We start from the raw sequence: 19,732 nt of genomic DNA, 5'->3' as shown, positions 1-19,732 counted from the left end.
TAATCGCGAGTTGAAGTGGTTTGCGTGCTTCGATATAGCCGTACTCTATAAGGCTGAGGGTTATCAGTCGGATTGCGTCAAATGATCGAATCATAGTTGTCGCTTGTGTGTAGTGGTTGTCGCTAATGGCCGTTATCTGCCTGATGTAGATTCAGTTAGCCATAACGAAAAGGTGGATTGAGAGAGCTTGGTGGTACAGAACTGGTACGAACGGAATAGAGGGCTGCTGGAACCCTTTGTCTTAAAGGGCTTTATGGAAAGTTATTCCAATCCATCGGACTGATCCAGCTACGCATGGTTTTCGGCACGAATTGATTGAACGCACCGTTGAGTCCGGTCAGTGCGGAATAGGCAAGCGCTGTCCTACCGATGGTCGGTAACCGTTGCCGTGCATTGACGCTGCCCCAGGGGAAGTTTGATCCATGCCCTCTGAGTATTTGTTGCAAGAGTTCCCGGGCAACTGACCCAGCCGCCACACCGATTCGATTGATAGCGACTTGGTTGAGCTCGATCTCTTCAGTATCGGCTACTTCGTCGTTGGCACTCCAGATCGCCAGCTGAATTCCAACAAGGAGCCCTAGAGCCGCGCCGAGCTCCACCGCGCCAGGATGAATTCTGGCAGCCAGCCCACCGCCGACAAGCGCGACAGCGAAGCCTTCTATCGCACCCGCTGTTATTTCCAGGCCATTGTTGGTTGCACGCGTGGGAGGCAAGGTGTTAAGTGCGGCAACGGTCGACATTTGCACCAGTCCTCCTATCCCTCTGGAAATGAAATCGCGGGCAAAGGCTGAGGTTGATGCATTGCGCAGTTGCGGTTGTGGAGGCGATGTTCGTGAAGGGTGATCATCAACCAGCCCCTCGATATCGACATGGCCAACCGGATTGCCATGTACCATGGCATATAGATTCAGCCCGTCCAACGTGCCACTCGAATCGGCACTTAACCACCGTTGGCACCACGGCAGGTAATAACGAAATCCGTAGTAATACAACCCGTTCGCATCCAGTTCCTGTCCCGAGTAACGAAGCGTTTTGAAGTTCGCTTCAACCTTGTTCCTCCCGGCCCACCAACAGGTTCCGCCGTAGGGGTAGTAGCTTTCCCGCGAGATGATTAAGGTTGCTTCATCAAGTTCGAGGGTGCTGGAACCCAAATGATCGATGAAGCTGTAGCGCTGTTGGTCCTGAGGGATTCCAGTCGGTTGTCCCTTTTCCCAGTGCAATACCTGCACCGTGCCTCGCCCGGCCTTGACCGTGATGACATGGAGGATTTCGTTGACGGATGTACGGATTTCCACTCCCGGCAGGTAGCGATTTTCGTGACTCCGGATCAATTTGCCGGTGTAGGCCTGCCGGATCTTTCGCTGACGCTGGCCACTGCCGTCGTACACATAAAACTCGCAATCGTTCAGTTCGTCCTCGCGCACGATCTGATCGACCTGGTGCAGCTGATTGCGCCGATCCCACAGTAGGTCTTGCCCCGCTTGAAGTTGCAGTCGGTTGCCGTTCAGGTCATAGCTCGCGGCAATTTCCTGTTCTTCAGGTAACTCGCCATTGGCGTTTTCTGGCAGGCTGCGATTACTGAAACGGGCGATGGCTGTACGTTCGGTTCGGTTCGGTTCGGCTTGCGCTGTTAGCGTGATGTTGCGTGACTACCAGGTTGCCGGCTTGATCGTAGCGGTAGATCCGTGAGTAGTTTTCAACTTGTGCCAGATCGGCATCGGACTGGAAAGGAGGCAACTGAGGACCGCCCGGGGCGTTGCGAACCTGGCGACCGCTGGGTTCTATCAGCCGATAGAGACTGTCGTAGCGGTAACAATTGTTCGGTTCGATACGCTGATTGCGGTGAAAGTGTTTGGCTTCGACTGCGTCGGTGATGCACGTGATATTGCCCACCGTGTCGTAGTTGTAAGTCAGGTGCTGCAACGCTGGTTGTCCCGGCACAAAAGCCTTCAAGCGCTCCAGTCGGCCATCTTCAGGTCGATAAGTCGCACACGAAACAACACCGTTTCCTGCACGTTGTCGTTCGATTTGGCCAAAGACGTTGTAGTGAATTTCACTGACCAGCGTCTTTTCGTCTGCCGATCCGGCCAGTTTCAGACGGACTTCACGCAATTGGGCGGCACAGGTCTGAATGTACGTTTGCCGGTTGCCCAGTGCATCGGTCTGACTAATGGGCTCGCCTGCGGCGTTGCAGTGGAGGCGGGTGACGGCAGGCTCTTTTCCCAACAGTGCATCGCGCTCGGCCTCAGTTTCAGGACAGTCCACCGTCCACTGCGGATCTGCAATGAACGTCCTGCTGTGTTGAAACGCAGTGCCATTGAGACTGAATTCCGTGAGATGCACAGTGTCCGCGGTATCGTCATGGCATATCAACTGGCCGCGCCGATTGTGGACCGCATCGGCACTGGTATCAGCGTAGGAAAGGCGTGCGGTGCAGTGTTCCGGTCCGCCGAGAGCGAGCTCGAACGTGGCAGTCGGGCGGCGTCGAATGTCATAGTCCACGCGGCTGTGGCTGAGCTTCTGATCCCCGCCTTCCACGCCTTGGCCGTCCACGCCGAGCAAGCCCAGCCGCCATCCTGCGTCACTGTTTTCCGACAGCAATACCGAACATGACAAGCTGAGCACGTTCAGTTGATTGGCTGCTGGCGGGTTCATCAGGAACAGGCGTGGATCCCTGCTCAGTACGGCACGCCCGGCCATGTCGTACACCTGCTGGGAGATGTAAGGTTCCGGCGATGATGCACTGTCGCGACGGTGATAGGCGATATCACGCACACCCAACCCGCGAGGATCGAACGCTTTGATAGCGGGGGTGTTGGCGTGGGTCATTACGATCGTGCCCATGACTTGGCGTGACAGACTCTTATCCGCGTCGGGAGGATTGACTGTCAACTGTCAGAAATAACAGGTATTGCCACGCACGGCGTTTTAACCACGGCAGGTCTGTCATCATTCCTGGCAGTTACGGTCATTGCTGCAGGACGCGGTCTTGCGGACAATCAACGCCTGTTCACGCTCATGGAATTGCAGGTATGTCGCAACAGATCTTTTTCGCCCACGCCAATGGTTTTCCTTCGGGAACCTACGGCAAGTTGTTTGCGGCGCTGGCACCCGAGTTTCAGGTGACACATCTGGAGCAGCACGCCCACGATCCGCGTTTCCCGGCGGACGACAACTGGTACAACCTGGTGGATGAGCTGATCCATCACCTGCAACAACAGGCTGAGCCTGTGTGGGGCGTCGGTCATTCCTTCGGTGGCGTGTTGCACCTGCATGCGGCCCTGCGCTGCCCCGAGTTGTATCGCGGGGTGGTGATGCTCGACTCGCCTGTACTGACTCGAACCGACCAATGGGTCATACGGGCGGCCAAACGCTTCGGTTTCATCGACCGCTTGACGCCGGCCGGGCGTACTTTGGGCCGCCGTGAAGAGTTCGCCGACCAGGAAAGCGCCCGGAAGTATTTCGCCGGCAAAACCCTGTTTCGCGGCTTCGACCCGGAATGCTTCGATGCCTACCTGCAACATGGCTTGCATCAGGTCGGCGACAAGCTGCGCCTGCGGTTCGACCCGGCCACGGAAATCAGCATCTATCGCGGCGTGCCGCACACCAGCCCGGGCAGCACCCGGCAGTTGCAAGTACCGCTGGCGGTGGTTCGCGGTCACAACAGCCGCGTTGTGATGCGCCATCACGCCAGTTCGGTCGACCGCCTGCCGCTGGGCGAGTCGTTGACCATGCCCGGCGGCCACATGTTTCCGCTCGAACGCCCCCTTGATACCGCTGACATGCTCAAAGGCCTGTTCTACCGCTGGGACGGCCGTCGTCAACAGGATTGCGCATGAACCACGTCGTCGAAGAGGTCCGCCTGAGCCTGCCGCACATCGAACTGGCGGCGCACCTGTTCGGTCCCGAAGACGGTTTGCCGGTGATTGCCCTGCATGGCTGGCTGGACAACGCCAACAGCTTTGCCCGTCTGGCACCCAAACTCAAAGGCCTGCGCATCATCGCACTGGACATGGCCGGTCACGGTCATTCCGGGCATCGCCCGCCGGGCGCCGGTTACGCCATGTGGGACTATGCCCACGATGTGCTGCAAGTCGCCGAACAGCTTGGACTGCGCAAATTTGCGTTGATGGGGCATTCGATGGGCGCCATTGCTTCGCTGATCATCGCCGGGTCGATGCCCGAACGGGTCACCCACCTGGCGTTGATCGACGGCATCATTCCTCCTACAGACAAAGGTGAAAACGCTGCCGAGCGCATGGGCATGGCCCTGCAAGCGCAACTGGATCTGCGGGAAAAGCGCAAACCGGTCTACGACACCCTCGACCGTGCCATCGAAGCGCGAATGAAGGGCCTGGTGGCGGTCAGCCGCGAGGCCGCTGAACTGCTGGCACAGCGTGGTCTGATGCCGGTGCCGGGCGGTTACACCTGGCGCACCGACAATCGACTCACACTGCCATCGCCGCTACGTCTTACAACTGAACAGGCCATGGCCTTCGTCCAGCGGATCAAGTGTCCTGCAACACTGGTGGTTGCCGCCGACGGCATGCTCGCCAAACACCCGGAATTGCTGGAGCGTCTACCCTTTAGCCGGGAACAGCTGCCAGGCGGCCACCATTTGCACCTGAATGACGAGTCCGGTGCCGATCTTGTCGCAGACTGTTTCAATCGGTTTTTCGCCATTCCTTGACTTGCGCCGGGCAACTGTCGAGGCTTGGTGGGTTGAAAAGGGAGACAACCATGATAGATCTCTACACCGCTGCGACCCCGAATGGCCACAAGGTCTCTATCGTGCTCGAGGAACTCGGCCTGCCTTACACGGTGCATGCCTTGAGTTTCGACAAAAAGGAGCAGAAGTCCGCGGACTTCCTCAAGATCAACCCCAATGGCCGGATTCCGGCGATTGTCGATCGTGCCAACGGCGATTTCGCCGTGTTCGAATCAGGCGCCATCCTGATTTACCTCGCTGAAAAGACTGGCAAACTGATGCCATCGGACCCGAAGGGACGTTCGCTGGTATTGCAGTGGCTGATGTTCCAGATGGGGGGCATCGGCCCGATGCAGGGTCAGGCCAACGTGTTCTTCCGCTACTTTCCGGAAAAACTCCAGGGCGCCATCGACCGCTACCAGCATGAAACCCGCCGCCTCTACGAAGTGCTCGACACTCGGTTGCAAAGCGTGGAGTTCCTCGCCGATCAGTACAGCATTGCCGACATCGCCACCTTTCCCTGGGTGCGCGGTTATGAGTGGTCGGGCGTCTCGGTGGAGGGCTTGACGGCGCTGCAACGCTGGATGGCAACCCTGGAGGCCCGGCCGGCGGTGCAGCGTGGTCTGCAGGTACCGATACGCGCCGATGAAGCCAGTATTATCAAGGGCGCCCAGGCCATGCTGATCCGATGAGTCTATTCATGCGTTCATTCAGTTTGCTGGTGCTGTGCAGTTTCAGTCCCTTGTTATTCGCCGCTGATATTCCGGGCAGTCAGGACCTGCCGATAGTGCCGCGCATGACCGACGCCCAGATTGTCGACTATCGCCCCGCCGTCGAGCTGGAGCGGATCTACCCGTTGGGCTCGATCCGTAAAATCAGTGGCCAGTTACGTTTCGACGGCCAGGTCAGTGCGCGCGGCAACGTCACTTCGGTGACCTACGAGTTGCCACCGGAGCATTCATCCATCGAGGCGTTCACCGCTGCCCGCGAGGCCTTGCAGCAGCAGGACGCCGGGTTGCTCTTTTGGTGCCAGGCGCGCGATTGCGGCGAAAGCAGCCTCTGGGCCAATGAAGTCTTCGGTAACGCCAAGCTGTACGGCGCCGACGATCAACAAGCCTATTTGCTGCTGCGACTTGCCGCTCCACGGGACAACACGCTGGTAGCGCTGTACAGCATCACCCGGGGTAATCGCAAAGCCTACTTGCATGTCGAGCAGTTCGACGCTTCGGCACCGCTGGGCGAGTTGTTGCCGACCTCCGCGACCTTGCTGCGTGAACTCAAGAGCACCGGCGAGCTCGATTTTCCCACGTTGAACAGCGCACCTGACGAGACCTGGCTACGCCTGATTTCTCGCGGACTGAATCTGGACACCACCTTGAGGGTCAGCATTTCCGGAGCTAACGCCGAAGCCTGGCGTCAGGCACTGATTAGCCAGGGCGTGCGTGCCGCGCGGATGGAAACCGGCAGTGCCGAGGGCTCTGGCCTGCACATCGAGCTATTGCGCTAGGCTGTACCGGGCGAACGTGCATGCTGCGTTCGCCTACTCTTTTGCTGACTGACTTTTTCGAGACTTTTGATGATCAATAACGATCGCCTGTTGGTGCAGATCCTGCTCGTGGTGTTGTTCGGCGCGAGCTTCTGGGTGATGGCGCCGTTCTGGTCGGCGATGTTCTGGGGCGCGGTCCTGGCATTTGCCAGTTGGCCGCTGATGCGCTTGTTGACCCGTTGGCTCAATGGTCGTGAGTCGCTGGCGGCGGCATTGCTGACGCTGGGCTGGATGGTGCTGGTAGCGGCACCGCTGGTGTGGCTGGGTTTCAACCTCGCCGATCATGTGCGCGATGCCACTGCATTCATCAAGGATGCGCAGGTCGAGGGGCTGCCCGAAGCACCGGTGTGGCTGGGTTCGATTCCTTTTGTGGGCGAGCGGCTGGTAGGCATCTGGAACAGCATCGATGAGCAGGGCGCGGCGATGATGGTGTCGCTCAAGCCTTATCTGGGGCAGGTGGGTAACTGGTTGCTGGCGCGCAGCGCGCAGATCGGCGGCGGTATTCTCGAGCTGACCCTGAGCATCGTCTTCGTGTTCTTTTTCTATCGTGACGGGCCGCGTCTGGCGGCGTTTGTACACACGTTGCTGGAGCGGCTGATCGGTCAGCGGGCCGGCTACTACATTGAACTGGTGGCGGGCACGGTACAGCGGGTGGTGAACGGTGTGATCGGCACGGCGGCGGCCCAGGCGATCCTGGCGCTGATCGGGTTCCTGATTGCCGGCGTACCGGGTGCGCTGGTGCTTGGCATCGTGACGTTCATGCTCAGCCTGATCCCGATGGGCCCGCCGCTGGTGTGGATTCCGGCGACCGCGTGGCTGGCCTGGAAAGGCGAGTACGGGATGGCCATATTCCTCGGCATCTGGGGCACATTCGTCATCAGCGGTGTCGACAACGTGCTCAAGCCGTACCTGATCAGCCGTGGCGGTAACCTGCCGCTGGTCATTGTGCTGCTTGGGGTGTTTGGCGGGTTGATTGCCTTTGGCTTTATCGGCCTGTTCATTGGCCCGACATTGCTGGCGGTGGCCTACAGCCTGTTGATCGACTGGAGCAAGACTCAGGCACGGGTTGAAGATCGCCGGCCCTGAGATTTGTATTCTGCTTAGGGCCTCTTCGTCGGAACGCCGCCGGGAGCAAGTCGGATCGCCGCACCGCCGCTCCCACAATGGATCGGATGGGGGTTCAGATACGAGGCAGGCGAATCACTGCCGTCAGGCCGCCACCCGGGGTTTCTTCCAGTGTCAGTTGCCCGCCCATTCGTTGCGCGGCCTCGCGGGCAATGGTCATGCCCAGGCCAACGCCGCCGGAATTGCGATTGCGCGAGCCTTCAAGGCGAAAGAAGGGTTCGAACACCGCTTCGCGTTGTTCAGCGGCGATGCCCGGGCCATGATCGATGACCCGAATCACCAGTTGTTCACGATGGTCTTGCAGGGTAATCAGCGCCTGTCCGGCGTAGCGCAGGGCATTGTCCATCAGGTTGTTGATGCAAGAGCGCAAGGCCATCGGCTGCACCTGCAAGGGAGCGCAGTGACCGCTGGCCTGGACGTTCGCACCCTGGTCCTGGGCATTTTCACTCAGGGACTCCACCAACGCCTGCACGTCCATCCACTGCGGGGCTTCGCTGGTGCGCTGTTCATGCAGGTAGGTGAGGGTGGCGTCGAGCATGCTGATCATGTCGTCGAGATCCTGGCGCATCTGGCCTTGCAGCTTGTCGTCGTCGATTTTCTCCAGCCGCAGCTTGAGCCGCGACAGCGGCGTGCGCAGGTCGTGGGACACGGCACCGAGCATGCGCGAGCGCTGCTTGACCTGTTCCAGGATGCGGCGCTGCATTTTGTTGAACGTGTGCGCCGCTTGCCGCGCTTCCCGTGGTCCCGACTCATCCAGTGGCGGGCTGTCGAGGTCTTCGCTCAAGCGCTCGGCCGCGTCGCTCAGGCGCTGGATCGGCCGGCTCAGCAGCTTGGCGCCGTACCAGGCGGCAATGATCAGCGAGACCAATTGAAACGTCAGGGGCACCAACGGACCGCCAAACCACGGTCGAGGCGGCCGTTTCTCGAAACGTGGGTCCAGTGGCGGGCGTGGCCCGTCCAGACCTTCGGAAAACTCCGGTGGAGGTGGCGGAGGCGGCGGGCCGTAATGGTGGAACCAGGCAAAGGCCAGCAGGTGCGCGAGGATAATCGCCAGCAACAGCACGCCAAACAGGCGGCCGAACAGCGTATCGAAGCGCCCGCGCATCAGCCTATGTCTCGGGCATCGAACAGGTAACCCTCACCGCGAACGGTCTTTATCAACTGCGGAGCCTTGGGGTCGTCGCCGAGCTTCTGGCGCAGGCGCGACACCAGCAGGTCGATGCTGCGGTCAAAGGCTTCGATCGAGCGACCGCGAGCGGCGTCCAGCAGTTGTTCCCGGCTGAGCACGCGGCGCGGACGTTCGATAAACACCCAGAGCAGGCGGAATTCGGCGTTGGACAGCGGCACCACCAGGCCATTGTCGGCAATCAGTTGCCGCAGCACGCTGTTCAGGCGCCAATTGTCGAAACGAATGTTCGCCCGCTGTTCGCTGCGGTCATCGCGCACCCGGCGCAGGATGGTCTGGATCCGCGCCACCAGCTCGCGGGGCTCGAACGGCTTGGCCATGTAGTCGTCGGCGCCGAGTTCGAGGCCGATGATCCGGTCGGTGGGTTCGCAACGGGCGGTGAGCATCAGGATCGGGATGTCCGACTCGGCGCGCAGCCAGCGGCACAGCGACAGACCGTCTTCACCGGGCAGCATCAGGTCGAGCACCACCACGTCGAAATGCTCCGCCTGCATCGCCAGGCGCATCGCGGCGCCATCGGTGACGCCGCTGGCGTGGATGTTGAACCGGGCCAGGTAGTCGATCATCAATTCGCGGATCGGGACGTCATCGTCGACGATCAGGGCGCGAATGCTCCAGCGTTTGTCGTCACCAGGCGTTTTTTGGTCATCGTTCACGGGTGCTTGGGTGTTGTGCATGCGTGCGTTCATCTGCCAGGTAGGCTGCCAACCACAAAGATAGGCTGCGAGGTTGTGGTTCCAGCATAGGCGTCCGGCCCGGAGGCGGGAAGTGCTGTTGTAGGGACCTGTTGCGGTTGCCGAGGGTAGCGGGCCAGGGTGTTGCGGGCGTGTCGTGTGTGTATCGAACTCGACACAATGGCCTCAAGGGCTAGTCTTGCCTGAGCCGTCGCGACGATTTACCGATCATCGGGTCCCGCAGCGGCGCTGGTTCCGCTACAATGCGCGCCGATTTCGACTTGCCTGAGAGCCCACTCATGTCCGCCTGCCAGACTCCTATCATCGTCGCCCTGGATTTCCCTACCCGTGACGCCGCACTGAAGCTGGCCGATCAGTTGGACCCGAAGCTGTGCCGGGTCAAAGTCGGCAAGGAACTGTTCACCAGCTGCGCCTCGGAAATCGTCGGCACTCTGCGCGATAAGGGTTTCGAAGTGTTCCTGGACCTCAAGTTCCACGATATCCCGAACACCACCGCGATGGCCGTCAAGGCGGCTGCGGAAATGGGCGTGTGGATGGTCAACGTGCATTGCTCCGGCGGCCTGCGCATGATGGCTGCGTGCCGTGAAGTGCTGGATCAGCGCACTGGTCCTAAACCACTGCTGATCGGCGTGACCGTGCTTACCAGCATGGAGCGTGAAGATCTGGCAGGCATCGGTCTGGACATCGAGCCCCAGGAGCAGGTGCTGCGCCTGGCCGCCCTGGCGGAAAAAGCCGGGATGGATGGCCTGGTGTGCTCGGCCCTGGAAGCCCAGGCGCTGAAAGCGGCGCACCCGTCGCTGCAACTGGTGACCCCGGGGATTCGTCCGGCGGGCAGCGCCCAGGACGATCAGCGCCGCATTCTGACGCCGCGTCAGGCGCTGGATGCCGGTTCCGACTATCTGGTGATCGGCCGTCCGATCAGCCAGGCGGCAGATCCGGCGAAAGCGCTGGCCGACGTCGTGGCCGAACTCGCCTGATCAAACACCACACAACCCAATGTGGGAGCGGGCTTGCTCGCGAAGAGGGCGTGTCAGTCGACGAAGATGTTGTCTGGCACACCGCATTCGCGAGCAAGTCGGATCGCCGCACCGCCGCTCCCACAGTTGTTTTGGGGTGGTTTCAAATAACGGGTCAGACCTTCAACACCAACTTCCCGAAATTCTCGCCGCTGAACAATTTCATCAGCGTCTCCGGGAAGGTCTCCAGTCCTTCGACGATGTCTTCCTTGCTCTTGAGCTGCCCCTTGGCCATCCAGCCGGCCATTTCCTGGGCGGCGCTGGCATACTGGGCGGCGTAGTCCATCACCACAAATCCTTCCATGCGCGCACGGTTGACCAGCAGTGACAGGTAGTTGGCCGGCCCCTTGACCGCTTCCTTGTTGTTGTACTGGCTGATGGCACCGCAAATCACCACCCGTGCCTTCATGTTCAGGCGGCTCAACACCGCGTCAAGAATGTCGCCACCCACGTTATCGAAATACACGTCGACGCCTTTCGGGCACTCGCGCTTGAGACCAGCGAGGACGTCTTCGCTCTTGTAGTCGATAGCGCCATCGAAACCCAGTTCATCGATCAGGAACTTGCACTTGTCGGCGCCGCCGGCAATGCCAACCACCCGGCAGCCTTTGATCTTGGCGATCTGCCCGGCAATGCTGCCCACGGCGCCGGCTGCGCCCGACAGCACCACGGTGTCACCGGCCTTCGGAGCGCCGACGTCGAGCAGGGCGAAGTACGCGGTCATCCCGGTCATGCCCAACGCGGACAAGTAACGTGGCAGCGGTGCCAGTTTCGGATCGACCTTGTAGAAGCCTCGCGGCTCACCGAGGAAGTAATCCTGCACGCCCAGGGCTCCATTGACGTAATCCCCGACCGCAAACCCCGGGTTGTTCGACGCAATGACTTTGCCCACACCCAAGGCGCGCATGACTTCGCCGAGCCCGACCGGCGGGATGTAGGACTTGCCCTCGTTCATCCAGCCACGCATGGCCGGGTCCAGGGACAGGTATTCGTTTTGAACCAGGATCTGACCCGCCGCCGGTTCGCCGACCGGTATTTCCTGGTAGGTGAATGTCTCACGGGTCGCCGCGCCAACCGGACGTTTGGCGAGCAGGAATTGGCGATTGGTCTGGGAGGTCATGGCAGGCACTCAAGATGAATGAAGCTTTGTTGATAGCCGGTCAGCGACGATGCCGCAAGTTCGGCTGATGCGGCGAATGCAGGTTGATCCAGTGCAGTGATAGTTGGTACGAGAGTTCCATCACTGCAACTCATGGGCGCCCAACCGGAGCCTTGATAGTGCTGCCGTGTTCAAAACCTCCATGGCTAGACTGGCCCTACGCGATTCCCCGCTTTCTTCTTTTCGAGGACATAACAATGAGCATGACGTTTTCCGGCCAGGTAGTTGTGGTGACGGGCGGGGCGGCCGGTATTGGCCGCGCGACCGCCCAGGCATTTGCCGCCGAGGGCCTGAAGGTAGTGGTGGCCGATATGGACGTGGCGGGCAGCGAGGGCACGGTGGCGCTGATTCGTACCGCCGGTGGCGAAGCGACCTTCGTGCGCTGCAACGTTACCTTGGAAAGCGAGGTAAAAAATCTGATGGAGGAGGTGATCAATACTTACGGTCGCCTCGACTATGCCTTCAACAATGCCGGTATCGAAATCGAGAAAGGCAAGCTGGTCGAAGGTACGCTCGACGAGTTCGACGCGATCATGGGCGTCAACGTCAAAGGTGTCTGGCTGTGCATGAAATACCAGTTGCCGCTGCTGCTGGCGCAAGGAGGCGGCGCGATCGTCAATACGGCATCGGTGGCCGGCCTCGGGGCCGCGCCGAAAATGAGCATCTACGCAGCCTCTAAACATGCGGTGATCGGCCTGACCAAGTCGGCGGCCATTGAATACGCCAAGAAGAAGATCCGGGTCAATGCCGTGTGCCCGGCGGTGATCGACACGGATATGTTCCGTCGCGCTTATGAGGCCGACCCGAAAAAAGGCGAGTTCGCCAACGCCATGCATCCGGTCGGTCGCATCGGCAAGGTTGAAGAGATCGCCAGCGCGGTGCTGTACCTGTGCAGCGATGGCGCGGCGTTCACTACGGGGCACTCATTGGCCGTGGACGGTGGCGTCACCGCGTTTTAAAACGACGCACCGCCGCTCCCACAGGTTTTTTGTTTCCACAAAGGGACCGGGCAATGTGTTTCAAATGATTAGAACAAAGGGTTTTAGCGGCGTTGTCGCACATGTCTTCGAACACTCCTGTGATTAACTGCTTCTCGCAAAATCAACAGGAGTTTGCTTGCTCATGGAATTGAGAATCGACCGACAGGCGCTGGTGCCCGTCGTACAGCAAATTGTTGACGCGCTGACCTGCTGGCTTCATTCCAGCGGGGTATCGCCCGGCACGCGCCTGCCTTCGGTGCGACAGATCGCGCGGATCAATTTGCTCAGTCAGTTAAGCGTCGCCCAGGCCTGTGAACGCCTGGTGACGCAGGGGATGCTGGTGTCAGGTCAGGGGGCCGGCTATACGGTTGCCGACCCCACATTGGCCGCGGGCGCAAAGCACGAGCCGGCGTGGTTTGAGGGGGCTGAGCCCGAGTACGGGCCTTATTCGAGTGAGTTGAGGCTGGGCTGTGGCGGGCTGCCTGAAAGCTGGCGCGAGACCGACGATCTGATTTACGCGATTCGGCAAGTCAGTCGTACCGATACGGCCAGCCTGTTCAACTATGGCTCGCCGCTTGGATTGCCAGCCTTGCGACAACAGATACTCAAGCGCCTCAGGCAACTGGATATCCCGGTGCAGGACAACCGGATCATGACCACGGCGGGTGCCAGTCAGGGGCTCGACCTGATTGTGCGGACACTGTTCAAGGCCGGTGACTGTGTGGTCGTGGAGAGTCCCGGTTATCCGGTGCTGTTCGATCTGCTCAGGCTGCACGGCATCCACATGGTCGAGGTGCCGCGAACACCGCGCGGGCCGGACGTTGAAGTACTCGAATCGGTGCTGGTCAAACACCGGCCTCAAGGGCTGCTCGTCAATAGCTTCTATCACAACCCGACCGGCAGCAGCCTTGCACCGGTGGTGGCGCGCCGCGTGCTGCAGCTGGCCAGGACTTTTGGCGTGCAGGTGATCGAAGACGACGTTTATGCGGATTTGCACAGCGGTTCCGGTATGCGACTGGCTGCGCTGGACGACAACGTGATCTACGTGGGCAGCTACTCCAAGACCCTCAGCAGTTCCTTGCGGGTCGGTTTCGTAGTGGCCGGTTCCGAAGTCATTACGCGTCTGGCCGAGGTCAAAATGATCAGTGGCATAGGCGCCTCACGATTTTGCGAGTCGGTGCTGGCCTGCCTGTTGGCTAACGGTGCCTACGGCAAACTGGTGCAGCGTCAGCGCCAACGCTTGAACAGCGGCCGGCTGGCGGTGTTGCAATGGCTCGAAGATGCCGAATGGGAGGTTTTCGGCAAGCCGACGGGAGGCCTGTTCATCTGGGCGCGATCACCAATGTCCGACTTCGATCAGGTGCGGACCCAGGCACAGCGTCTGGGTGTACTGCTGTCATCGAAGACCGCCTTCAACCCCTCGGGTGAGGCCAGTGACTGGCAGCGTATCAATGTGGCTTATGCCTGCGACCCGCGGGCCCGTGCGCTCTTTCAGGCCACTGCCCGGGATCGACCTCAAGCGTTCTGAAAACGACGTTGGTGTAGCTTTTTGCCATTATTCAGGCGCCAGAGCCTTGTGTTGCTACTGGCCCGTTGCGAGTCTTCGTCTACAGACTTTGGCAGGGGACTAAGTGCAATGAATTCGGCCGTGCAAGGACGTTTTGCCAACCTCGGTATGGCGAAAAAACTGGGTATCGGGTTTGTCCTGGTGTTGTTGTTGACGGCGCTGGTGGCGGGGATTGGCGTTTGGTCCCTGCAAACCATCAGCCAGCGCTTCGACGGGCTCAAGCAAATGTCATCGCTCAACAGCGGTTTGCTCAAGGTGCGGCTACTGGAGCAGGAATACGCCTTGCACGGCAATCCGAAAACCGTCGATGCCCTGCACGAGGGCGTCGATGGCCTGATCGCTCTGGCCGGCCAGCTCAAGGCCGCGTCTGCGGCCAACGTGCCGGTGATGAACGATGTCGAACAGTCCCTGGGGGCCTATCGCAAGGCCTTCGACGAGTTTGTCTCGCTCACCCAGGCCAAGGACCTGGCGCTGGAAATGGCCAGTTGGTCGGTGTCCAGCGTGGCCAATAATCTTGATGTATTGCAATCCGGGCTCGCCGATGACGGCGCCTATACCCTGAAAGATTCCGAAGGCAAGGACGGTGCGCAATTCATCGAGCAGGCCAGTCAGGTCAGTCAGGTTTCACGCTTGATGCTGCAAGCCATGAATGAAGCACGCGTGCGTCTGGATCAAAGCCGCAAAGGCGACGACAGCGCGGGGCAGGGCAAGATCGAACAGGCCAGCCAGGCACTGGCCCAGGCCGAGCAGCTCAAGACCACGGTCAAGGATGAGGGTTACCAGACCGTCCTCAATGAGGTGATGGGCCATATCGCCAGTTTCAGTGACAAGCTCACCGAGTACACCGGCCTGCTGGAGCAGGAAAAAACCGTCTATCAACAATTGCATCAACGTGCTGCCCAAGTGGTCGAGCGGGTGGATCAGGCTTATGGCGCTGAAGACCAGGCGATGCAGGCTGAACTGAAAAAGAACTCGCTGTTGATCATTGGCTCCTCGGCCCTGGCCTTGCTGGTTGGGCTGGTTGCCGCGTGGTTCATCACCCGGTTGATCGTGGCACCGCTGCGTAGCGTGATTCAGGTAGCGCAGCAGATTGCCTCGGGGGATTTGAGTGCGACCATTGACGTGACCCGCCGTGACGAAATCGGCCAGTTGATGCAGGCAATGCAGCAAATGGGCGCGGGACTCAGCCATATCGTCAGCGGCTTGCAGTCGGGTATCGAGCAGTTGGCGACTTCCGCCCAATCGCTGTCGGCGGTGACTGAACAGACCAACCTCGAAGTCAGCACGCAGAAAGAGGAAACCGAACAGGTCGCCACCGCAATGAATCAGATGACGGCCACGGTGCATGATGTCGCGCGCAATGCGGAAGAAGCGGCCCTGGCCGCGCAAACGGCTGACGGCAAGGTTGAAAGCGGTCAGCAGGTGGTGCGCCAGAGCATGGCGCGGATCGAGCAGTTGGCGGACTCGGCCGCCTCGGCCAGTTCGAGCATCGAAAGCCTGAGCGCGGAAATCCAGAACATCGGCACGGTGTTGAGTGTGATCAAAAGCGTGGCGGAGCAAACCAACCTGCTGGCATTGAACGCGGCGATCGAGGCGGCCCGGGCCGGTGAGCAGGGCAGGGGCTTTGCCGTGGTGGCCGATGAAGTGCGTGCGTTGGCCAAGCGAACCCAGCAATCGACCGAGGAAATCGAACGCCTGGTCAGCGCCTTGCGCTTGGCGGCGCAGTCGTCGGTGCAGCAGATCCAGAGCAGTGGCGAGTTGGTGAAGCTGGCGGTTAGCGATGCCTTGCAGACCGAGAGTGCGCTGGGGAGCATTGCCGCGGCGGTATCCTTGATCCAGCAGATGAACCAGCAGATAGCCGCGGCAGCCGAGGAACAGAGCTCGGTGGCCGAGGAGATCAACCGCAGTGTCACCAGTATTCGCGCCAGTGCCGATCAGTCATCGCTGGCGATGCAGGGCAATGCAGCGTCCAGTGTCCAGTTGGCGCAACTGGGGGTTGAACTGAAGGGGATGGTGGGGCATTTCAGGCTTTGAAATGATCATCGGGCAGACCAAAAAAAGCCACCTCTCGGTGGCTTTTCTGTTTTCGCTGATCAGTCGTAGATCACTTTTTTCTTCCAGTCCGCATCGGCCTCGACGTCCTTGAGGCCTTCGGTCAACTGGTTGACCTCGCCTTCGACCGGCGCGATGCGATCCATGACCTGGTCGTTGGCGCGGGCCAGGAGTTTTTCCAGGTATTCCAGTTGCTCGGCGTAGACCTGTGGTTCCTGTTGTTTGCGCAGGTATTGCACGCCGCGCTCGAATGCCAGGCGAGCCTGCCCGGGCTGGTTCTGTTGCAGGGAGTGCTGGCCGAGGTTGTTGAAGAACTCGATATGCAGCAGCACGAGGATGTGGCGCACTTCACGAATCCAGCGCTTGGCTTCGTTGGGTGGCAAGAAGCCGTCCTGTGCCGCGCGGGTAATCTGGCCGTGCAGGGCTTCGAGCAGGAAGCGTACATCCTTGGCCTTGGCTTCGGTCTGGATCGGTGCTGGCGGATTGTTGGCCGGGATGGATTCACCCTGGCCGACAAGGGCCTCCAGTTCGGCGATCCGAGCCTTGAGGTCGGCGCTGGATTTTTCCAGGTTAAGCAGGCGCTGGCAGACGTTCAGTTCCAGGCGGGCCAACAGCAGCTTGATTGCCGGGGTCATCAGCTGGCCGGGGAACGTCTCGGTGATTTCGCCGCAGCGTCGCAGGCGATCGTTGAGCTCAATCTTGGTACGGGCCTTTTCCAGCTTGTTGTTTTCCACCACATGGTTCATGTAGCCAATGGCGATCAACAGGGCGATCCCGGCTACGACTAGCAGGGTGATCATGAGTGGCGTCACCGGTAAGACCTCTTTATAGGTTACGCATGGGAGTCTGGTGGCTTGGCATTTGAGCGCCCAGGCCCGCACGACGGGTTGGTTCGGACATGCTTGTGCTTATATCGGCCGGAGCCCCGTTTCTATGAATGATGGCACTCGATACGCAGAGTGCCATCATTGGATGGACTATAACGTCTTGGCGGGTGCCAGAATATAAGCGTCAAACGCCGGGCAGCGGAAAACCGCAACGGCTCCCAAAAGCAGGGTGAAGTCATTGATTTAAATAAATTTATATCAGGGGGTTGACGACCTCTCAATCCATCCATAGAATGCGCGCCACTTGCAGCGTAAAGCACACAGCGAAACGAAGCAGGGAGTGAATGTAGTATGTGTGTCCCCTTCGTCTAGTGGCCTAGGACACCGCCCTTTCACGGCGGTAACAGGGGTTCGAGTCCCCTAGGGGACGCCAATGCGGGAATAGCTCAGTTGGTAGAGCACGACCTTGCCAAGGTCGGGGTCGCGAGTTCGAGTCTCGTTTCCCGCTCCAATTTTAAACAGCGTTGCTTTCGGGCAGGGCTGAGTGAAACCAGAACCAAGTCTTCGGATGCGGCTCTGGACACCGAAACACACACCATGTGTTCCGGGTAGCGTGTCCCCTTCGTCTAGTGGCCTAGGACACCGCCCTTTCACGGCGGTAACAGGGGTTCGAGTCCCCTAGGGGACGCCATTTGCGGGAATAGCTCAGTTGGTAGAGCACGACCTTGCCAAGGTCGGGGTCGCGAGTTCGAGTCTCGTTTCCCGCTCCATATTTAACGAAAACGCCGCTCATTGAGCGGCGTTTTTGTGTGCGCGTAAAAAACCGGATCAACTGCTGAGGCTTTGGACCAGGCTTTCGAGCGCTTCAATGGTTTTTTCATCCTGCACCGGTTGTGTAGCGGCAGCCGCTTTGAGCTGGCGTGCCAGGCGGTATTCGCTGGGCGTGCAGTTGGCGAACTGCTTGAAGGCACGAGCGAAGTAGGAAGGATCCTTGAAGCCGGCCTCATAGCCGATGCTGGTAATCGGCATCTGGCTGTTGTCGAGCAGTTCTTTGGCGAAGTTCATGCGCTTGTCCAGGATGTAATCCGTGAAGCCAAGCCCATTGGCTTCCTTGAACAGGCGGCTGAAGCGAAATGTCGTCATGCCGCAGCGCTGCGCCAGATCCCTCTGATCGATGTTGTCTCGAAAATGCTGTTCGATGTACAGCATGACATTGCTCAGCGCCTGGTGTTTTTGGTGTCCTGAGGTTCGACGGATGCTGTCCGGCAGGGTCGGGGAGTGGTCGATCTGCGATGACTTGCCCCGGCCGTTGGCATTTCGGCGCAGCTCGCAGAGCTGCACCACCGCCGTCAGGTAGCGATTCTTCTCGGTGGTCGATAGCGGGAGCACCATGTATTCCCAGACGCTGGAGCGCATGGCCCATACAGCCAGTTCCTCCGAGTGCTGCACGGTGAACATGGTGATCGGGATGCTGGGGGTGGTGCGTTTGATCTCCAGCAATAGCCGCAAGCCTGGAGTGTCGGGGCGATCAAAATGAATGCAGATCATGTCTGCCGGTTCCCCGATGGGCAACACGGAGTTTTTCGCCAGTCTGCAGTCGCAGGTACCCTCGAACTGCGCGACGAGTTCTTTCGTGGACCGATCATGAGTCAGATCGAACCACAGGAGCGATGGCCTTTTGGTCAAGTTGGACGTCATGTCTCTACTCTGGGGTTCTTGGTGACTCTCTTCGCTAAGGAGTATTGCCAAGGTGCCATCACTTTGCAGATTTAATCCTGATAGAAAAGGCGGTTTTTAGTTCTGTTCGCTCTATGGGTTGCCTGGAAGGCAGCCCCGGGCGAGTGTTTGTTGGTGTGTTTTCGACGAGCCCGGGTTGAACCGCTTGTCGCTTGTGAATCAATGACAATCGCCTTGGCCTTGCCTCGCCTTGTTTACCCTTCCCGTTACTTCTGCAAAGGCCAATTACCCATATTTGGCCGCCCCGCAAAAAAGTCCTAGCGATGTGCAAAATCTTCCTAACGCCTATGCCTGCACCCTGACTAGGGTTGCATCAGGCAGCACAGAAAGTACTGCCTCAGAAAAAACAACATTCGAGTGAGGTGGGCAAAATGATCATGCAAACAATCAAGGCTTCGGTAGTGAAGTTCGTCAAAGACGAAGATGGCCTGACCATTGTGGAATACGCGGTGGCGGGTGGGTTGATTACGTTAGCTGTTGTCGCGGCGTTCACGTCTCTTGGTGGGGCAGTGGGAACCGCCATCCAAGCTCTTTGTCAGGCCGTTAGTTCTACCGCCACTTGCGTTGCCGCATAACGACAACTCTGGCAGGAGGATGGGACATGTCCATGGAGCAGCTGGTTGCTACCGTTGTGCTGATCGGGCTGCTGGGCGTGGCGGTGGTGAGCGACTTGCGTCGCCACCGTATTCCCAATTTGCTCATCCTGGTAGGTCTGGTCTTGGGGTTGGCTGGCCAGACTTACTCAGGTGGGATCAGTGGCATGGGGGACGGCCTGTTGGGCCTCCTGATCGGTTTTGCGTTGTTCCTGCCCATGTATGCCCTGGGCGGCATGGCTGCCGGTGACGTCAAGCTGATGGCCATGGTTGGCAGTTTTCTACCCCCTCATTACGCCTTGTGGGCTGTGTTCTTCAGTCTGATATGGGGAGGGTTGTGCGGTTTCCTGATCGTGCTGGTGCGCGGTCAATTGTTGCAGACCCTGGGGCGCTATCGGTTGATGTTTCGGGCGCGGGCCTATTTAGCGCCGAGCTCGGGCGAGGTAGCCGGCAAGCCCTTTCCTTATTCGGTAGCGATCCTGCTGGGGACGTTGAACAGCATCTACTGGCAACTCACTGCCGGTGGATTCGGAGGTTAGAC

At 59.5% G+C, this 19,732-nt stretch carries 18 protein-coding genes, 4 tRNA genes and 1 pseudogene; 16 read left to right on the top strand and 7 right to left on the bottom strand.

The features are described from left to right. Positions 1–251 precede the first annotated feature (251 nt). On the bottom strand, positions 252–1,424 hold the full coding sequence (locus AC1DVE_RS22155) for an RHS repeat-associated core domain-containing protein (protein ID WP_223456130.1): 1,173 nt from the start codon (positions 1,422–1,424) through the stop codon (positions 252–254). A 151-nt stretch (positions 1,425–1,575) separates the two neighbouring features. Then, positions 1,576–2,844: a hypothetical protein gene (locus tag AC1DVE_RS22150; protein ID WP_223456131.1), complete on the bottom strand. Its 1,269-nt coding sequence runs from the start codon at positions 2,842–2,844 to the stop codon at positions 1,576–1,578. A 188-nt stretch (positions 2,845–3,032) separates the two neighbouring features. Here AC1DVE_RS22150 and AC1DVE_RS22145 point away from each other — a divergent pair, with 188 nt between their 5' ends. The 5 genes from AC1DVE_RS22145 (at position 3,033) to AC1DVE_RS22125 (ending at position 7,340) form a co-directional block, all read left to right on the top strand. Next, positions 3,033–3,839, top strand: coding sequence for an alpha/beta fold hydrolase (locus tag AC1DVE_RS22145; RefSeq protein ID WP_223456132.1), 807 nt, complete (start codon positions 3,033–3,035; stop codon positions 3,837–3,839). Continuing rightward, entirely contained in the window at positions 3,836–4,690 is an 855-nt protein-coding gene (locus tag AC1DVE_RS22140) for an alpha/beta hydrolase (protein ID WP_150726143.1), read from the top strand. The genes AC1DVE_RS22145 and AC1DVE_RS22140 overlap by 4 nt, the downstream gene beginning before the upstream one ends. 50 nt (positions 4,691–4,740) lie before the next feature. Further along, positions 4,741–5,400, top strand: coding sequence for a glutathione S-transferase family protein (locus AC1DVE_RS22135; protein WP_223456133.1), 660 nt, complete (start codon positions 4,741–4,743; stop codon positions 5,398–5,400). Between the two features lie 8 nt (positions 5,401–5,408). Beyond that, positions 5,409–6,215 (top strand): DUF4892 domain-containing protein, encoded by an 807-nt coding sequence (locus tag AC1DVE_RS22130; RefSeq protein WP_223456134.1) that lies wholly within the window; start codon positions 5,409–5,411, stop codon positions 6,213–6,215. A gap of 69 nt (positions 6,216–6,284) precedes the next feature. Continuing rightward, positions 6,285–7,340 (top strand): AI-2E family transporter, encoded by a 1,056-nt coding sequence (locus tag AC1DVE_RS22125; RefSeq protein ID WP_223456135.1) that lies wholly within the window; start codon positions 6,285–6,287, stop codon positions 7,338–7,340. 94 nt (positions 7,341–7,434) lie between these two features. Here AC1DVE_RS22125 and AC1DVE_RS22120 read toward each other — a convergent pair whose 3' ends face one another. Continuing rightward, the gene (locus AC1DVE_RS22120) at positions 7,435–8,484 is read right to left on the bottom strand and encodes a sensor histidine kinase (protein WP_223456136.1); all 1,050 of its coding nucleotides are present in this window, start codon (positions 8,482–8,484) and stop codon (positions 7,435–7,437) included. Further along, entirely contained in the window at positions 8,484–9,242 is a 759-nt protein-coding gene (locus AC1DVE_RS22115; RefSeq protein WP_046037528.1) for a response regulator, read from the bottom strand. Before AC1DVE_RS22115 ends, AC1DVE_RS22120 begins: the two co-directional genes overlap by 1 nt. Before the next feature lie 296 nt (positions 9,243–9,538). On the opposite strand from AC1DVE_RS22115, the gene pyrF reads away from it, so the two are divergent. Further along, a complete protein-coding gene (gene pyrF / locus AC1DVE_RS22110) occupies positions 9,539–10,237 on the top strand; it encodes an orotidine-5'-phosphate decarboxylase (RefSeq protein ID WP_223456137.1) in 699 nt (232 codons plus the stop codon). Positions 10,238–10,391: 154 nt separating this feature from the next. On the opposite strand, the gene AC1DVE_RS22105 is transcribed toward pyrF, so the two are convergent. Beyond that, positions 10,392–11,396, bottom strand: a complete 1,005-nt coding sequence (locus tag AC1DVE_RS22105) for an NADP-dependent oxidoreductase (RefSeq protein ID WP_223456138.1) — start codon at positions 11,394–11,396, stop codon at positions 10,392–10,394. Between the two features lie 236 nt (positions 11,397–11,632). On the opposite strand from AC1DVE_RS22105, the gene AC1DVE_RS22100 reads away from it, so the two are divergent. The 4 genes and pseudogenes from AC1DVE_RS22100 (at position 11,633) to AC1DVE_RS22085 (ending at position 16,016) form a co-directional block, all read left to right on the top strand. After that, positions 11,633–12,394: an SDR family oxidoreductase gene (locus tag AC1DVE_RS22100; protein ID WP_223456139.1), complete on the top strand. Its 762-nt coding sequence runs from the start codon at positions 11,633–11,635 to the stop codon at positions 12,392–12,394. A 163-nt stretch (positions 12,395–12,557) separates the two neighbouring features. Then, the gene (locus AC1DVE_RS22095; RefSeq protein WP_223456140.1) at positions 12,558–13,943 is read left to right on the top strand and encodes an aminotransferase-like domain-containing protein; all 1,386 of its coding nucleotides are present in this window, start codon (positions 12,558–12,560) and stop codon (positions 13,941–13,943) included. Positions 13,944–14,051: 108 nt separating this feature from the next. Further along, positions 14,052–15,155, top strand: a pseudogene (locus AC1DVE_RS22090) (HAMP domain-containing protein); the annotation flags it as partial. Next, on the top strand, positions 15,135–16,016 hold the full coding sequence (locus tag AC1DVE_RS22085) for a methyl-accepting chemotaxis protein (protein WP_477784191.1): 882 nt from the start codon (positions 15,135–15,137) through the stop codon (positions 16,014–16,016). The pseudogene AC1DVE_RS22090 and the gene AC1DVE_RS22085, both read left to right, overlap by 21 nt. A gap of 59 nt (positions 16,017–16,075) precedes the next feature. On the opposite strand, the gene AC1DVE_RS22080 is transcribed toward AC1DVE_RS22085, so the two are convergent. After that, positions 16,076–16,834: a hypothetical protein gene (locus AC1DVE_RS22080; protein ID WP_223456142.1), complete on the bottom strand. Its 759-nt coding sequence runs from the start codon at positions 16,832–16,834 to the stop codon at positions 16,076–16,078. Positions 16,835–17,218: 384 nt separating this feature from the next. On the opposite strand from AC1DVE_RS22080, the gene AC1DVE_RS22075 reads away from it, so the two are divergent. From AC1DVE_RS22075 to AC1DVE_RS22060, 4 genes are all read left to right on the top strand, one after another. Next, positions 17,219–17,294 (top strand) — tRNA-Glu (locus tag AC1DVE_RS22075). Between the two features lie 2 nt (positions 17,295–17,296). Beyond that, positions 17,297–17,372: transfer RNA gene (locus AC1DVE_RS22070), tRNA-Gly, on the top strand. Positions 17,373–17,476: 104 nt separating this feature from the next. Next, positions 17,477–17,552 (top strand) — tRNA-Glu (locus AC1DVE_RS22065). 3 nt (positions 17,553–17,555) lie between these two features. Next, positions 17,556–17,631: transfer RNA gene (locus AC1DVE_RS22060), tRNA-Gly, on the top strand. A 58-nt stretch (positions 17,632–17,689) separates the two neighbouring features. Here AC1DVE_RS22060 and AC1DVE_RS22055 read toward each other — a convergent pair. Further along, complete coding sequence (locus tag AC1DVE_RS22055) at positions 17,690–18,559, bottom strand: AraC family transcriptional regulator (RefSeq protein WP_223456143.1); 870 nt, start codon at positions 18,557–18,559, stop codon at positions 17,690–17,692. 410 nt (positions 18,560–18,969) lie between these two features. On the opposite strand from AC1DVE_RS22055, the gene AC1DVE_RS22050 reads away from it, so the two are divergent. Next, positions 18,970–19,173 (top strand): Flp family type IVb pilin, encoded by a 204-nt coding sequence (locus AC1DVE_RS22050; protein ID WP_223456144.1) that lies wholly within the window; start codon positions 18,970–18,972, stop codon positions 19,171–19,173. A 26-nt stretch (positions 19,174–19,199) separates the two neighbouring features. Beyond that, positions 19,200–19,730: an A24 family peptidase gene (locus tag AC1DVE_RS22045; RefSeq protein ID WP_223456145.1), complete on the top strand. Its 531-nt coding sequence runs from the start codon at positions 19,200–19,202 to the stop codon at positions 19,728–19,730. Positions 19,731–19,732 lie beyond the last annotated feature (2 nt).

The sequence above is a fragment of the Pseudomonas sp. P4_B4 genome (assembly GCF_056402255.1).
Note: the sequence above shows the minus strand (reverse complement) of the source record. Positions and strands in the feature narration are given on the sequence as shown.

What these genes read in the sequence shown, in the direction of transcription:
- AC1DVE_RS22150 (WP_223456131.1), bottom strand. Translation starts at nt 2,844, where the DNA reads ATGGGCACGATCGTAATGACCCACGCCAACACCCCCGCTATCAAAGCG.
- AC1DVE_RS22145 (WP_223456132.1), top strand. Translation starts at nt 3,033, where the DNA reads ATGTCGCAACAGATCTTTTTCGCCCACGCCAATGGTTTTCCTTCGGGA.
- AC1DVE_RS22140 (WP_150726143.1), top strand. Translation starts at nt 3,836, where the DNA reads ATGAACCACGTCGTCGAAGAGGTCCGCCTGAGCCTGCCGCACATCGAA.
- AC1DVE_RS22135 (WP_223456133.1), top strand. Translation starts at nt 4,741, where the DNA reads ATGATAGATCTCTACACCGCTGCGACCCCGAATGGCCACAAGGTCTCT.
- AC1DVE_RS22130 (WP_223456134.1), top strand. Translation starts at nt 5,409, where the DNA reads ATGCGTTCATTCAGTTTGCTGGTGCTGTGCAGTTTCAGTCCCTTGTTA.
- AC1DVE_RS22125 (WP_223456135.1), top strand. Translation starts at nt 6,285, where the DNA reads ATGATCAATAACGATCGCCTGTTGGTGCAGATCCTGCTCGTGGTGTTG.
- AC1DVE_RS22120 (WP_223456136.1), bottom strand. Translation starts at nt 8,484, where the DNA reads ATGCGCGGGCGCTTCGATACGCTGTTCGGCCGCCTGTTTGGCGTGCTG.
- AC1DVE_RS22115 (WP_046037528.1), bottom strand. Translation starts at nt 9,242, where the DNA reads ATGCACAACACCCAAGCACCCGTGAACGATGACCAAAAAACGCCTGGT.
- pyrF (WP_223456137.1), top strand. Translation starts at nt 9,539, where the DNA reads ATGTCCGCCTGCCAGACTCCTATCATCGTCGCCCTGGATTTCCCTACC.
- AC1DVE_RS22105 (WP_223456138.1), bottom strand. Translation starts at nt 11,396, where the DNA reads ATGACCTCCCAGACCAATCGCCAATTCCTGCTCGCCAAACGTCCGGTT.
- AC1DVE_RS22100 (WP_223456139.1), top strand. Translation starts at nt 11,633, where the DNA reads ATGAGCATGACGTTTTCCGGCCAGGTAGTTGTGGTGACGGGCGGGGCG.
- AC1DVE_RS22095 (WP_223456140.1), top strand. Translation starts at nt 12,558, where the DNA reads ATGGAATTGAGAATCGACCGACAGGCGCTGGTGCCCGTCGTACAGCAA.
- AC1DVE_RS22085 (WP_477784191.1), top strand. Translation starts at nt 15,135, where the DNA reads ATGCAGGCAATGCAGCAAATGGGCGCGGGACTCAGCCATATCGTCAGC.
- AC1DVE_RS22080 (WP_223456142.1), bottom strand. Translation starts at nt 16,834, where the DNA reads ATGATCACCCTGCTAGTCGTAGCCGGGATCGCCCTGTTGATCGCCATT.
- AC1DVE_RS22055 (WP_223456143.1), bottom strand. Translation starts at nt 18,559, where the DNA reads ATGACGTCCAACTTGACCAAAAGGCCATCGCTCCTGTGGTTCGATCTG.
- AC1DVE_RS22050 (WP_223456144.1), top strand. Translation starts at nt 18,970, where the DNA reads ATGATCATGCAAACAATCAAGGCTTCGGTAGTGAAGTTCGTCAAAGAC.
- AC1DVE_RS22045 (WP_223456145.1), top strand. Translation starts at nt 19,200, where the DNA reads ATGTCCATGGAGCAGCTGGTTGCTACCGTTGTGCTGATCGGGCTGCTG.